Here is a 12,755-nt window from a genome sequence, read left to right as displayed (position 1 = left end):
ACCGCCATGGAAACGCAGCTGGTCGAACTGGACCTCGCGGACTGGAACGCGGCCACGCCCAACGAGGCGTGGATCGCGGAACTGGAAGCCGGCAAGGTGCTGTACTTCCCGCGGCTGGGCTTCGAGCTGCTGCCTGAAGAGCGCAGCCTGCTGACGCCCAGCCTGCTGTCGCCCGACGTGCGCAACATCAGCCTCGATGCCCACGGCAAGCTCAAGGGCGCCGTAGGCGACGAGGCGGTGCAGCGCGCCGCGGCGGCGATGGTGAAGCGTTTTCGCACGCAGGCGCAGCAGCTCATTCATGGCTTGCTGCCGCATTACACGCCGGCCCTGCGCCTGGCGCCGACCAGCTACCGGCCGGCCCAGGTCGAGACGCGCGTGCAGTCGTGGCGCGCCGACGACCGGCGCCTGCACGTCGATGCATTCCCGTCGCGCCCCAACTACGGCGAGCGCATCCTGCGCGTGTTCACCAACGTCAATCCTGACGGCGCATCGCGCGTGTGGCGCGTGGGCGAGCCTTTCGAGGACATCGCCAAACGCTTCCTGCCGCGGGCCAAGCCCTATGCGCGCTGGCAGGCCAAGCTGTTGCAGGCGCTGCACGTCACCAAGTCGTTCCGCAGCGAGTACGACCACCTGATGCTGCAGCTGCACGACGGCATGAAGTCGGACATGGCGTACCAGGAAAACTCGCCGCAGGAAACGGCGAAATTCCCGCCGGGTTCGGTGTGGGTGTGCTTCTCGGACCAGACCTCGCACGCCGTGATGGCAGGCCAGTACATGCTCGAGCAGACCCTTCATCTGGCCGCATCGAAGCAATACAATCCCGAATCGAGCCCGCTCGCCATCCTGAGCCGGCTGACCGGACGCACACTCGTCTGATCAATTCCCTCAATCGACCGCCGAACGGCAGCGTTCGGCGGTTTCGCTTTATGGAGAACCAACAACATGGCCACCATTCCGATCACCAAGCGCGGCGCTGAAAAACTGCGCGCCGAACTGCATCAGCTCAAGACGGTCGACCGTCCCTGGGTCATCAACGCCATTTCCGAGGCACGCGCCCAGGGCGACCTGAGCGAAAACGCCGAGTACGAAGTCGCCAAGGACCGCCAGGGCTTCATCGAGGGCCGCATCCAGGAAGTCGAAGGCAAGCTTTCGGCCGCGCAGATCATCGACCCGAGCGAGCTCGATGCCGGCGGCAAGGTGGTGTTCGGTTCGACCGTCGAACTCGAAGAAGAAGAGTCGGGCGATGCCGTCAAGTACCAGATCGTGGGCGAAGACGAAGCCGACCTGAAGCTCGGCCTGATCAACATCTCCAGCCCGATCGCACGCGCGCTGATCGGCAAGGAAGAGGGCGACACGGCCGAAGTGCAGGCGCCGGGCGGCCTCAAGCGCTACGAGATCGTGGCGGTCCGCTACCTCTGAGTCGGATGAAAGACCGCGTCGCGCTGATGCTGGCGGCCCTCTGGTGGGGCAGCCTCAGCACCATCGGTTTCCTGGTGGTGCCGATGCTGTTCGCCCGGCTTGGCAACCCGGCGGTGGCGGGCAATTTCGCGGCCCAGCTGTTCGAGGCGCAAAGCTGGATCGCCATCGGCTGCGGGCTGATCCTGCTGATCCATTTCCGCCAGAAGGCCGACGACGGCATGACCGGGCCGGTGTTGACGGCGATTTTCCTGGTGCTGGCGGCGTTGCTGCTGGCGCTGTTGCAGCAGTACGCCGTGGCGCCGCGCATCGTGGCGCGTGACAACCTCAAGCTGTGGCATGCCGTGGGCACGGGCATGTACTTTGTTCAGTGGGCGTGCGCCGGCACGTTGCTGTGGCGCATGGGCGCCGCCGCTCGGGCGCCACGCTGAACCGGGGCGGCGGCGCATCGCCGCCTCCCTCCGGCTTTACTCTTTCCAGTGCTTGGCGACCCAGCTCGCCGGCCGGATGTAGCGGAAGGCGCGGTTGCGCCGTCCCGCCAGCGCGTCGGGCGGGTTGCACTCGCCGTGGAATACCATCACACGGGCGCCTTCGGGCACGAAGGGCTCTTCCCAGTAGTTGGTCGGCCAGGTCGGGATGCCGTGGTACTTGAAGCTCGGGCACCAGGCCGCGGGCCAGTAGGCCAGCTTGCCTTGCTTGTGCAGCACGTCCGACAGGTAGGCCTGCTCGTTGCGGTACTCGGCCTGCACCTTGTCCATGTTGGCGCGAAAGTACGCCAGCACGTCGGCATGGGCGCCCAGCTCGAAGCGATAGACCGATGAATTGCCCGTGATCCGCTCGCGCCGCCAGGGGCGGGCGTAGTCGTGAATGATCAGGAATTCGCCGGGCTGCTCGAAGAAGGCGTCCAGGCTGCCGACGATCACCACGTCGACGTCCAGGAAGAGGGCGGTGCCGCGCAGGCCGTGCAGGTCCTGCTCGAAAGTCGTGAGCTTCTTCCAGGCGCCGTCGCGCTGGCCCGGGGCCAGCTGGAGGTTGAGCGGCGGAATGGGCAGGCACGTCACTTCGGGGCGAATGCCGTTGCCGTCGTCGGTCAGGCAGACGAACTTGAAGTCGCCGCTGAGGTGGCGGCGCACCATGGCGTAGAGCCGGTTGACGTACTCGGGGCCGTACTTGGTGCCCCACTTCATGCAGAGGATATGGCGCTGGGCGCCTTGCGCTGCCACCAAGTTCAGTCCGCCTGGTTGCGTTTCTTGGCCGACAGCGGGCGCTTGGCCTTGGCGCGCTTGATGGTGCCGCCAGGGGTCAGGCGCTGGTTGCCGAGCACGCGCAGGGTCTTGATTTCAGGGCGTTGGCCGCCGCGCTTGCTGTACTTGACGATCTTCACGTCGCGCGGGCCGGGCATGCGGTCTTCGTCGATGACACGCTCTTTTTCGGGCTTCGGGCGCCACAGCACGAGCAGCTTGCCGATGTGCTGGATCGGGGCGGCGTCGAGCTCGTCGGCGAGCTCCTGGAGCATGGCGTCGCGGGCGAGGCGGTCGTCGGAGAAGACGCGCACCTTGATCAGGCCATGGGCCTTCAGGGCCGCGTCGGCCTCCTTTTTCACGGCAGGGGTGAGCCCGTCTCCACCGACCATGACGATCGGATCCAGGTGGTGAGCTTCGGCGCGGTGCACCTTGCGCTCGGCAGGGGTAAGTTGAATGGCGGGCATCCCCGTATTATCGACGCGTACACGAACACCCTCATGAGCACCAAAGCCAAAAGCAAAAAAGTCAACAAGGCGTGGCTTCACGACCACATCAACGACCCCTACGTGAAGCTCGCGACCAGAGAGGGCTACCGCGCCCGCGCGGCTTACAAGCTCAAGGAAATCGACGAGTCGCTCGGGCTGGTCAAGCCCGGCCAGCTGGTGGTCGACCTCGGCTCGACCCCCGGTGCCTGGAGCCAGTACCTGCGGCGGCGCATGTCGCCGGGCGGGGCGGCGGTCGGCGACCTCAACGGCACCATCATTTCGCTCGACCTGCTGCCGATGGAGCCCATCGAGGGCGTGACCTTCCTGCAGGGCGACTTCCGCGAAGACGCGCTGCTGGCGCAGCTCCTGGCGGTGCTGGACGGCCGCAAGGCCGACCTGGTGGTGTCCGACATGGCACCCAACCTGTCGGGCATCCATTCGGCCGATGCGGCCCGCGTGGCGCACCTGATCGAGCTGGCCATCGACTTCGCCCAGCACCACATGAAGCCCGAAGGGGCATTGGTGGCGAAGGTATTCCACGGCAGCGGGTACGACGAATTGGTCAAGATGTTCAAGGCCAATTTCCGCGTCGTGAAGCCGCTCAAGCCCAAGGCATCGCGCGACAAATCGGCCGAGACCTTCCTCATCGGCAGGGGATTGAAGGCATCCGATACGCATTGATACCTTGCCGTGGAGTGCCCTCCAGGGGCGCAAACCCTTGTCAGCCTATGGCTGCTATAGGGAAATGTCCGCTTTTCGCAGCTTGAAAAGCCTAAAATGGGGCGCAATTGCGTACCCTCAGCGCGTATTTCATATTCCCGTCACGCGCTTTCGACTGGAGCTTCGTTTGAACAATCAGTGGTTTTCCAAAGTTGCCGTATGGCTCGTCATTGCCATGGTGTTGTTCACTGTGTTCAAGCAGTTCGACACCCGCGGTGGCGTCGGCTCGGGAACGGTGAGCTATTCCGAGTTCCTGGACCAGGTCCGCAACAACCAGATCAAGAGCGCCATCATTCCTGAAGGCGCCGGCGGCGGCGAGATCGTCGCCGTCACCAACGACGATCGCAAGATCCGCACGACCGCCACGGTCCTCGACCGCGGCCTCGTGGGCGACCTGATCGACCACAACGTCAAGTTCGACGTCAAGCCGCGCGAAGAGGGCTCGCTCCTCATGACCCTGCTGGTCAGCTGGGGCCCGATGCTGCTGCTGATCGGCGTGTGGATCTACTTCATGCGCCAGATGCAGGGCGGCGGCAAGGGCGGGGCGTTCAGCTTCGGCAAGAGCAAGGCCCGCATGATGGACGAGAACAACAACACGGTGACCTTCGCCGACGTCGCAGGCTGCGACGAGGCAAAAGAAGAAGTCCGTGAAGTCGTCGACTTCCTGAAAGACCCGCAGCGCTTCCAGAAACTCGGCGGTCGCATTCCGCGCGGCCTGCTGCTGGTCGGCCCTCCGGGCACCGGCAAGACGCTGCTGGCCAAGTCGATCGCCGGCGAAGCCAAGGTGCCGTTCTTCTCGATCTCGGGTTCCGACTTCGTTGAAATGTTCGTCGGCGTGGGCGCGGCCCGCGTGCGCGACATGTTCGAGAACGCCAAGAAGAACGCGCCTTGCATCATCTTCATCGACGAAATCGATGCGGTGGGTCGTCAGCGTGGCGCCGGTCTCGGCGGCGGCAACGACGAGCGCGAGCAGACCCTCAACCAGATGCTGGTCGAGATGGACGGCTTCGAAACCAACCTCGGCGTGATCGTGGTGGCTGCCACCAACCGCCCGGACATCCTGGACGCTGCTCTGCTGCGCCCGGGCCGTTTCGACCGTCAGGTGTACGTCACGCTGCCCGACATCCGCGGCCGCGAGCAGATCCTGGCCGTCCACATGCGTAAGGTCCCGCTGGGCCAGGACGTGAACCCGAGCGTCATCGCCCGCGGCACGCCCGGCATGTCGGGTGCCGACCTGGCCAACCTGTGCAACGAAGCCGCCCTGATGGCCGCGCGCCGCAATGCGCGCGTGGTCGAGATGCAGGACTTCGAGAAGGCCAAGGACAAGATCTTCATGGGCCCCGAGCGCAAGAGCATGGTCATGCCCGAGGAAGAGCGCCGCAACACGGCCTACCACGAGTCCGGCCACGCCCTCATCGGCAAGCTGCTGCCCAAGTGCGACCCGGTCCACAAGGTCACGATCATTCCGCGTGGCCGCGCCCTCGGCGTGACCATGAGCCTGCCGTCGCAGGACCGCTACAGCTACGACCGCGAGTACATGCTGAACCAGATCAGCATGCTGTTCGGCGGCCGCATCGCCGAAGAAGTGTTCATGCACCAGATGACCACCGGCGCAAGCAACGACTTCGAGCGCGCGACCTCCATCGCCCGTGACATGGTCACGCGCTACGGCATGACCGACGCGCTGGGCCCGATGGTCTACGCCGAGAACGAAGGCGAAGTGTTCCTGGGCCGCTCGGTCACCAAGACGACCAACATGAGCGAACAGACCATGGAAAAGGTCGATGGCGAGGTGCGCCGCATCATCGACGAGCAGTACGCCCTGGCGCGCCGCCTGATCGAAGAGAACAGCGACAAGATGCACGCCATGGCCAAGGCGCTGCTCGAATGGGAAACCATCGACAGCGAACAGCTCGACGACATCATGGCCGGCCGCGCACCGCGTCCGCCCAAGGACTGGACGCCGCGCATCCCGCCTTCGGGCAGCGGCGGCAGTGGTGGCACGCCGGCCGTCAATCCTGACCCGGCGCCGACCGCCGCTTGAGGTGAGCTTGAAATCAAGCAACAACGGGGCCCCTGGCCCCGTTTTCCATGGTGAGCCAGATGGTGCGGTTTGGCAGACCTCGCGTTTCAGGATTGACCTCGCGCAGCCGCGCGTGATGGGCATCGTCAACGTCACGCCCGATTCCTTCTCCGACGGCGGCGCGCATGCGTCGACCGAGACTGCGCTGAAACACTGCGAGCAGTTGCTGAAGGAGGGGGCCGACATCCTCGACATCGGCGGCGAATCGACCCGCCCCGGCAGCCCCGCCGTGCCGCTCGACGCCGAGCTGGCGCGCGTGCTGCCCGTGGTGCGCGAGGCGGTGAAGCTGAACGTGCCGCTGTCCATCGACACTTACAAGCCCGAGGTGATGCGTGCCGTGCTCGACCTGGGCGCGGACATCGTCAACGACATCTGGGCCCTTCGCCAACCCGGCGCGCGCGAGGCCGTGGCGGCGCACCCGACCTGCGGCATCTGCCTGATGCACATGCACCGCGACCCGCAGACCATGCAGGCACTGCCGATGCAGGGCGACGTGATTCCCGAGGTGCTGGCTTTCTGGGACGCACAACTGGCGCCCCTGACGGCGCTGGGCATCGACCCCGCGCGCATCACGCTCGATCCGGGCGTCGGTTTCGGCAAGAGCGTGGCGCAGAACTTCGCGCTCCTCGGTCGACAGCGGGAATTGTTGGCAACCGGTTACCCCTTGTTGCTAGGTTGGTCCCGCAAGTCCTCCATCGGGGCCGTCACCGGCATCGACAATGCATCCGGGCGTACCGTGCCCAGCGTGGCAGCCGCCGTGCTGGCCGTGGACCGGGGTGCGGCGGTCGTGCGGGTGCACGACGTGCGCGACACCGTCGCCGCCCTCGCCGTATGGCGTGCTATGGGCGCGGAAGCACCGCAAGAACACCTTCAAAGAGCAACAACATGACCCGTAAGTATTTCGGCACCGACGGCATCCGCGGCACGGTCGGCCAATCGCCCATCACCCCCGATTTCGTGCTGCGCCTCGCACACGCCGTCGGCCGCGTCCTCAAGAAGACCCAGGCCCGTCCCACGGTGCTGATCGGCAAGGACACCCGCATCTCGGGCTACATGCTCGAGTCGGCGCTCGAGTCGGGCTTCAACTCCGCCGGCGTCGACGTGGTGCTGCTCGGCCCGCTGCCCACGCCGGGCGTGGCCTACCTCACGCGCGCCCAGCGCGCCAGCCTGGGCGTGGTGATCAGCGCCAGCCACAACGCCTTTCCCGACAACGGCATCAAGTTCTTCAGCGCGCAGGGCACCAAGCTCGACGACGCCTGGGAGCTGGCTGTCGAGGCCGCGCTCGAAGAGGAACCCGTCTGGGTCGACTCGGCCAACCTGGGCAAGGCCCGCCGCCTCAACGATGCGGACGGCCGCTACATCGAGTTCTGCAAGAGCACCTTCGCCAACGACCTGTCGCTGCGCGGCATGAAGCTGGTGGTCGATGCCGCCCACGGCGCGGCCTACCAGGTGGCGCCCAACGTGTTCCACGAACTGGGCGCGGACGTCACCAGCATCGGTTGCGCGCCCGATGGGCTCAACATCAACAAGGGTTTCGGCGCCACGCATCCCGAGGCGCTGGTCGCCACCGTGACGGCGCAGAAGGCCGACTACGGCATCGCGCTGGACGGCGACGCCGACCGGCTGCAGCTGGTCGATGCCACCGGCCGCCTGTTCAACGGCGACGAGCTGCTGTACCTGATGGTGGCCGAGCGCATCGCGCGCGGCGAGAAGCCGGCGGGCGTGGTCGGCACGCTCATGACCAACAAGGCCGTCGAGATGGCCCTGCGCGCACAGGACATCGAGTTCGTGCGCGCCAAGGTCGGCGACCGCTACGTGCTCGAAGAACTCGACAAGCGCGGCTGGCTGCTCGGCGGCGAGGGCTCCGGCCACCTGCTGGCACTTGACCGCCACACCACGGGCGACGGCATCGTCAGTGCGCTGCAGGTGCTGCAGGCCTGCGTGCGCAGCGGCAAGACGGTGGCGCAGCTGCTCGAAGGCGTGACGCTGTTCCCGCAGACGCTGATCAACGTGCGCCTCGCGCCCGACCAGGACTGGAAGAGCAACCAGGCGCTCGCCAGCGAAACGAAGCGCATCGAAGCCGAGCTGGGCGATGCGGGCCGCGTGCTGATCCGTGCGAGTGGCACCGAGCCGCTGGTGCGCGTGATGGTCGAGGCGCGCGATCCGAAGCAGTCGCAGTCTTGCGCCGAGCGCCTCGCGGCCACGCTCAAGCCCGCCGCATGACGACGGCGGGCCGCATCGAAACCCGCCTGGCCGACTACCGCGATCCGCTGCAGGCGGCGGCGGTGGTCGAGCTGCTCGACAGCTACGCGCGCGACCCGGCCGGCGGCGGCACGCCGTTGCCCGCGTCGGTGCGCGAAGGCCTGCCCGCCGCGCTGGCGGCGCGTCCGCAGGCGTTCAGCGTGCTGGCCTTCGACGGCGACACGCCCGTGGGCCTCATCAACTGCATCGAAGGTTTTTCGACCTTCGCCTGCCAGCCGCTGGTCAACGTGCACGACGTGGTCGTGCGCGCCAGCCACCGTGGCCAGCGCGTGGCGCAGCAGATGTTTGCGCAGGTCGAGCAGGAAGCCCGCCGGCGCGGCGCCTGCAAGCTCACGCTCGAGGTGCTGTCGGGCAATGCGCCCGCGCTGCGCAGCTACGAGCGCGAGGGTTTCGTCAGCTACCAGCTCGACCCGGAATTCGGCCACGCCGTCTTCCTGCAGAAGAAGCTCTGACCGCATCAGGCCAATGAAAATGCCGCCGACGCGCAAGGCGTGGGCGGCATGAACAGAAAAGAGAAGGGCGCGGGGAACGCGCCCTTTCTTTTTTTCGGGATCAGAAGCGCGTGACAGGCGCGTCGGCGGTGGCACCCGACTTGTCGGCGGCGTACTTGCCCAGCTCCCACTTGGCGATCGCGTTGCGGTGCACTTCGTCCGGACCGTCGGCAAAGCGCAGCGTGCGCGCCTGCGCATAGGCCGAGGCCAGCGGGAAGTCGTCGCACATGCCGCCGCCGCCGTGGACCTGCATGGCCCAGTCGATGACCTGGCAGGCCATGGTGGGCGCCACCACCTTGATCATGGCGATCTCGGTGCGCGCGACCTTGTTGCCGGCCACGTCCATCAGCCAGGCGGCCTTGAGCGTGAGCAGGCGGGCCATGTCGATCTTGCAGCGCGCTTCGGCGATGCGTTCCTGCGTGACGGTCTGCGAGGCGACGGTCTTGCCGAAGGCCACGCGCGACGAGGCGCGCTTGCACATCAGCTCGAGCGCACGCTCGGCCAGGCCGATCAGGCGCATGCAGTGGTGGATGCGTCCGGGGCCAAGGCGGCCCTGGGCGATCTCGAAGCCGCGGCCTTCGCCCAGCAGGATGTTGCCGACGGGCACGCGCACGTTCTCGAAGTACATCTCGACGTGGCCGTGCGGCGCGTCGTCGTAGCCCATCACGTTCAGCGGGCGCACGATGCGGATGCCCTTGGCATCGGCCGGCACGATGACCATGCTCTGCTGCGAGTGCTTGGGCGCCTCGGGGTCGGTCTTGCCCATGGTGACGAACACGGCGCAGCGCGGGTCGGCGGCGCCGGAGATCCACCACTTGTGGCCGTTGATGACGTACTCGTCGCCCTGGCGCTCGATGCGGGTGGCGATGTTGGTGGCGTCGCTGGAGGCGACGTCGGGTTCGGTCATCGCGAAGGCCGAGCGGATCTGGCCTTCGAGCAGCGGCTTGAGCCAGCGCGCCTTGATCTCTTCCGAGCCGTAGCGGGCGATGGTTTCCATGTTGCCGGTGTCAGGCGCCGAGCAGTTGAAGGCTTCGGAGGCCCATGGCACCCGGCCCATGATCTCGGCCAGCGGGGCGTATTCCTGATTGGTCAGGCCCGCACCCTCATAGCCCGAGGCCGAGGCGCTGTCGACCGGCAGGAACAAGTTCCACAGGCCTTGCGCCTTGGCCTTGGCCTTGAGCTTCTCGACGGTCTGCAGGGCGCTCCAGCGCTTGCCGGCGACCGTGTTGGCGGCCAGTTCGGCGCTGTACTCGGCTTCGGCCGGGTAGATGTGGTCTTCCATGAAGGCGAGAACGCGCTTCTGAAGCTCCTTGGTTTTGGCCGAATATTCGAAATCCATGCTGTCTCCTGGTGGGGTTAAGGGGGAGGGCTGGCTATGCCTTTTGGGCAAATTGCCAGGCCATCTCGGCCATCGGCCGTGCGCCACGGGCGGACGCCACGGCTTGCTCGCTCGATGCGGTACCGGCTTCGACGCGTTTCGCAATGCCCTGCAGGATGGCGGCCATGCGAAACAGGTTGTAGGCCTGGTAGAAATTCCAGTCGGGCGCCAGCGCCTCGGGCGTGCTGATGCGCGTGCGCTCGCAATAGCGGGCGATGTATTCGCTCTCGGTGGGAATGCCCAGCGCCGCCACGTCCACGCCGCCGATGCCGCGGCCGGTGGTGGGGGGCATGTGCCACGACATGCAGTGGTAGCTGAAGTCGGCCAGTGGGTGGCCCAGCGTGGAGAGTTCCCAGTCGAGCACCGCGATGATGCGCGGCTCGGTGGCATGGAACATCACGTTGTCCAGGCGGTAGTCGCCATGCACGATCGAGACCTTGCTTTCGTCGCGTGCGCTCGCCGGCATGTGGGCGGGCAGCCAGTCGATCAGGCGCTCCATGGCCTCGATGGGCTGCGACAGTTCGCCGGCGCTGTCGGCCGAGGCCTTGTACTGCTTGCTCCAGCGGCCGATCTGGCGCTCGAAGTAGTTGCCGGGCTTGCCGTAGTCGCCCAGGCCGCGGGCGGCGAAGTCGACCGTGTGCAGCGCCGCGATGACGCGGTTCATCTCGTCGTAGTAGGCCGCGCGTTCGGCGTTGCTGAAGCCGGGCAGCGACTGGTCCCACAGCACGCGGCCCTGCATGAACTCCATGATGTAGAAGGCGCGCCCGATGATGGACTCGTCTTCGCACAGGCAGTACATGCGCGGCACGGGCACGTCGGTGCCCTGCAGGCCGCGCATGACCTTGTATTCGCGCTCGACCGCATGGGCCGAAGGCAGCAGCTTGGCGACCGGGCCGGGCTTGGCGCGCATCACGTAGCTCTGCGTGGGCGTGACGAGCTTGTAGGTCGGGTTCGACTGGCCGCCCTTGAACATCTCGACCGTCAGCGGACCCTGGAAGCCCTCAAGATTCTTTTCGAGCCAGGCCGCGAGCGCGTCCACGTCGAAGGTGTGCTGTTGGGACACCGCGCGGGTGCCGATGAAACTGGAGAAGTCCTGGCTCATGTCGAATCTTTTTTAGTTGTCTGCTTCAGAGATGTGCATCAGCGCCGAGCGGTCCAGCACGACCAGTCCGGCCGGCTCGATCCGGATGGTGCCCTCGCGCTCCATCGTCTTGAGTTCCTGGTTGACCCGCTGGCGCGAGGCGCCGAGCAGCTGCGCGAGTTCTTCCTGCGCCAGTTGCAGGCCGATGCGCGTCTGGCTGCCGTCGTCCAGGTTGGGCACGCCATAGCTGCGCACCAGGTGGATGAGCTGCTTGGCCAGGCGTGCACGCAAGGGCAGGGTGTTGAGGTCTTCCACCAGCCCGAACAGCGTGCGGATGCGGCGCGCCTGCAGCCGCATCAGCGCTTCGTACAGCTCGACGTGCGTGGCCAGGATCTTCTGGAAGTCGGCGCGCGCCACGCACAGCACGGTGGTGTCGCCGTGCGAGTACGTGTCGTGCGTGCGCCGCTCTCCGTCGAACATCGCCACGTCGCCGAACCAGATGCCCGGCTCGACGTAGGTCAGCGTCACCTGCTTGCCCGACACCGCGGTCGAGCTCACGCGCAACGCCCCCTTGGCACAGGCGATCCAGTGCTCGGGCGGGTCGCCGCGCGCGGCGAGCAGGTCGCCGTCCTTGTAGCGTTTGACAAAGGCGCATCGGAGGATGTCGTGCCGTAGCGATGGAGATAGGGAAGAAAACCAGCGACCACTGTTGATCGCTTCACGTTCTTCGATGGTAAGAATGGGGTCGTCCATGGTCTGTCCTCTCGGCGACTGAAAAGCTGTGGGGTGTCTCGGGAGCGACGCCGTCAGGCGTCACTCGTAGCGTGGCGGTGTCTTGTCGAGGAACGCGGCGATGCCGATGCCCGCGTTCGCGTGGTGCAGGTTGCGCACGAAATGATCGCGCTCCTGCGATAGCTGCGACGCCAGTGTGGCGCCGCGCGCGTCGCTCAGCAGCTCCTTGATGCTGGCCAGCGAGTTCGGCGCGCGCGCGTTCAGGCGGGTGGCCAGGGCCAGCGCGCCGGCCAGCGCCTGTCCGCTGTCGGTGAGCTCGTTGACGAGGCCGAAGGCATGCAGGCGCGCGGCCTCGATGCGCTCGCCGTTCATCAGCCATTCGCTCGCCAGCTGGCGCGGCAGCGCCTGCCCGAGGTGCCAGCTGAGACCGCCGTCGGGCGACAGCGCCACGTTGCTGTACGAGGCCGCGAACACGGCGTCGCGCGCGGCCACGACGAAGTCGCAGGCCAGCGCGAGCGAGAAGCCGGCGCCGGCCGCCGCGCCCTCGACGGCCGCGATCACCGGCTTGGGGAAGGTGCGGATCGAGTCGATCCAGTTGTGCAGGCCCTCGATGCTCTCGGCCTGCACCGAGCGGTCGAGCTGGCGGTTGGCCAGCAGCCGCTGCAGCGAGCCGCCGGCGCAGAACCACGCGCCTTCGCCCACGATGACGACGCTGCGGATCTCGTCGCTGCTCTCGGCGCCGTTCAGCGCCTCGATGCCGGCGGCATAGATCTCGGGGCCCAGTGCATTGCGCTGGGTCGGGTTGACGATGGTCAGCACCATGGTGCTGCCTTCGCTGGTGCTCTTGAGTTCGGCGGTCATGG

The 12,755-nt window shown here is 66.7% G+C and carries 14 protein-coding genes; 8 read left to right on the top strand and 6 right to left on the bottom strand.

Annotated features, from left to right (window positions below; translation table 11 throughout):
* The first annotated feature begins 6 nt into the window (after positions 1-6).
* From ACAM52_RS12275 to ACAM52_RS12265, 3 genes are all read left to right on the top strand, one after another.
* Positions 7-876, top strand: a complete 870-nt coding sequence (locus tag ACAM52_RS12275) for a Kdo hydroxylase family protein (RefSeq protein ID WP_369632695.1) — start codon at positions 7-9, stop codon at positions 874-876.
* Between the two features lie 66 nt (positions 877-942).
* A complete protein-coding gene (greA, locus tag ACAM52_RS12270; protein ID WP_056518766.1) occupies positions 943-1,419 on the top strand; it encodes a transcription elongation factor GreA in 477 nt (158 codons plus the stop codon).
* Positions 1,420-1,424: 5 nt separating this feature from the next.
* Positions 1,425-1,847 carry a DUF4149 domain-containing protein gene (locus tag ACAM52_RS12265; protein WP_095745195.1) on the top strand — a complete coding sequence of 141 codons (423 nt, stop codon included), beginning with the start codon at positions 1,425-1,427 and terminating at the stop codon, positions 1,845-1,847.
* A gap of 36 nt (positions 1,848-1,883) precedes the next feature.
* Here the strand turns inward: ACAM52_RS12265 and ACAM52_RS12260 are convergent, their stop codons facing one another.
* Positions 1,884-2,603 (bottom strand): glycosyltransferase, encoded by a 720-nt coding sequence (locus ACAM52_RS12260; protein WP_167395020.1) that lies wholly within the window; start codon positions 2,601-2,603, stop codon positions 1,884-1,886.
* Positions 2,604-2,644: 41 nt separating this feature from the next.
* Entirely contained in the window at positions 2,645-3,124 is a 480-nt protein-coding gene (locus ACAM52_RS12255; protein ID WP_062471564.1) for a YhbY family RNA-binding protein, read from the bottom strand.
* A gap of 33 nt (positions 3,125-3,157) precedes the next feature.
* Between ACAM52_RS12255 and ACAM52_RS12250 the strand changes: the two genes are divergently transcribed.
* The 5 genes from ACAM52_RS12250 to ACAM52_RS12230 all read left to right on the top strand — a co-directional run bounded on the left by ACAM52_RS12250 (position 3,158) and on the right by ACAM52_RS12230 (position 8,662).
* The gene (locus tag ACAM52_RS12250; RefSeq protein WP_159277090.1) at positions 3,158-3,826 is read left to right on the top strand and encodes an RlmE family RNA methyltransferase; all 669 of its coding nucleotides are present in this window, start codon (positions 3,158-3,160) and stop codon (positions 3,824-3,826) included.
* A gap of 166 nt (positions 3,827-3,992) precedes the next feature.
* Positions 3,993-5,909 (top strand): ATP-dependent zinc metalloprotease FtsH, encoded by a 1,917-nt coding sequence (ftsH, locus tag ACAM52_RS12245; protein WP_062471558.1) that lies wholly within the window; start codon positions 3,993-3,995, stop codon positions 5,907-5,909.
* A 115-nt stretch (positions 5,910-6,024) separates the two neighbouring features.
* Positions 6,025-6,837, top strand: coding sequence for a dihydropteroate synthase (gene folP, locus ACAM52_RS12240; RefSeq protein WP_369647161.1), 813 nt, complete (start codon positions 6,025-6,027; stop codon positions 6,835-6,837).
* Positions 6,834-8,171 carry a phosphoglucosamine mutase gene (gene glmM / locus ACAM52_RS12235; RefSeq protein WP_369647160.1) on the top strand — a complete coding sequence of 446 codons (1,338 nt, stop codon included), beginning with the start codon at positions 6,834-6,836 and terminating at the stop codon, positions 8,169-8,171. The genes folP and glmM overlap by 4 nt, the downstream gene beginning before the upstream one ends.
* Entirely contained in the window at positions 8,168-8,662 is a 495-nt protein-coding gene (locus ACAM52_RS12230) for a GNAT family N-acetyltransferase (RefSeq protein ID WP_369647159.1), read from the top strand. Before glmM ends, ACAM52_RS12230 begins: the two co-directional genes overlap by 4 nt.
* A gap of 100 nt (positions 8,663-8,762) precedes the next feature.
* Here the strand turns inward: ACAM52_RS12230 and ACAM52_RS12225 are convergent, their stop codons facing one another.
* Genes ACAM52_RS12225 through ACAM52_RS12210 form a run of 4 tightly spaced genes read right to left on the bottom strand, consistent with a single transcriptional unit; the run spans position 8,763 to position 12,753 of the window.
* Entirely contained in the window at positions 8,763-10,040 is a 1,278-nt protein-coding gene (locus tag ACAM52_RS12225) for an acyl-CoA dehydrogenase family protein (protein ID WP_062471546.1), read from the bottom strand.
* A gap of 34 nt (positions 10,041-10,074) precedes the next feature.
* On the bottom strand, positions 10,075-11,181 hold the full coding sequence (locus ACAM52_RS12220) for a phosphotransferase (RefSeq protein WP_369647158.1): 1,107 nt from the start codon (positions 11,179-11,181) through the stop codon (positions 10,075-10,077).
* A gap of 12 nt (positions 11,182-11,193) precedes the next feature.
* On the bottom strand, positions 11,194-11,913 hold the full coding sequence (locus ACAM52_RS12215) for a Crp/Fnr family transcriptional regulator (protein ID WP_062471540.1): 720 nt from the start codon (positions 11,911-11,913) through the stop codon (positions 11,194-11,196).
* A gap of 60 nt (positions 11,914-11,973) precedes the next feature.
* Entirely contained in the window at positions 11,974-12,753 is a 780-nt protein-coding gene (locus ACAM52_RS12210; protein WP_062471537.1) for an oxepin-CoA hydrolase, alternative type, read from the bottom strand.
* Between the last annotated feature and the right edge of the window lie 2 nt (positions 12,754-12,755).

The sequence above is a fragment of the Variovorax sp. V118 genome (assembly GCF_041154445.1).
In the GTDB taxonomy this organism is placed as follows: Bacteria; Pseudomonadota; Gammaproteobacteria; order Burkholderiales; family Burkholderiaceae_C; genus Variovorax; species Variovorax boronicumulans.
This window is presented reverse-complemented; position numbering and strand designations above follow the sequence as displayed.

Excerpts from the sequence above, each read along its gene's own strand:
- ACAM52_RS12275 (WP_369632695.1), top strand. The coding sequence starts at position 7 with ATGGAAACGCAGCTGGTCGAACTGGACCTCGCGGACTGGAACGCGGCC.
- greA (WP_056518766.1), top strand. The coding sequence starts at position 943 with ATGGCCACCATTCCGATCACCAAGCGCGGCGCTGAAAAACTGCGCGCC.
- ACAM52_RS12265 (WP_095745195.1), top strand. The coding sequence starts at position 1,425 with ATGAAAGACCGCGTCGCGCTGATGCTGGCGGCCCTCTGGTGGGGCAGC.
- ACAM52_RS12260 (WP_167395020.1), bottom strand. The coding sequence starts at position 2,603 with ATGAAGTGGGGCACCAAGTACGGCCCCGAGTACGTCAACCGGCTCTAC.
- ACAM52_RS12255 (WP_062471564.1), bottom strand. The coding sequence starts at position 3,124 with ATGCCCGCCATTCAACTTACCCCTGCCGAGCGCAAGGTGCACCGCGCC.
- ACAM52_RS12250 (WP_159277090.1), top strand. The coding sequence starts at position 3,158 with ATGAGCACCAAAGCCAAAAGCAAAAAAGTCAACAAGGCGTGGCTTCAC.
- folP (WP_369647161.1), top strand. The coding sequence starts at position 6,025 with ATGGGCATCGTCAACGTCACGCCCGATTCCTTCTCCGACGGCGGCGCG.
- glmM (WP_369647160.1), top strand. The coding sequence starts at position 6,834 with ATGACCCGTAAGTATTTCGGCACCGACGGCATCCGCGGCACGGTCGGC.
- ACAM52_RS12230 (WP_369647159.1), top strand. The coding sequence starts at position 8,168 with ATGACGACGGCGGGCCGCATCGAAACCCGCCTGGCCGACTACCGCGAT.
- ACAM52_RS12225 (WP_062471546.1), bottom strand. The coding sequence starts at position 10,040 with ATGGATTTCGAATATTCGGCCAAAACCAAGGAGCTTCAGAAGCGCGTT.
- ACAM52_RS12220 (WP_369647158.1), bottom strand. The coding sequence starts at position 11,181 with ATGAGCCAGGACTTCTCCAGTTTCATCGGCACCCGCGCGGTGTCCCAA.
- ACAM52_RS12215 (WP_062471540.1), bottom strand. The coding sequence starts at position 11,913 with ATGGACGACCCCATTCTTACCATCGAAGAACGTGAAGCGATCAACAGT.
- ACAM52_RS12210 (WP_062471537.1), bottom strand. The coding sequence starts at position 12,753 with ATGACCGCCGAACTCAAGAGCACCAGCGAAGGCAGCACCATGGTGCTG.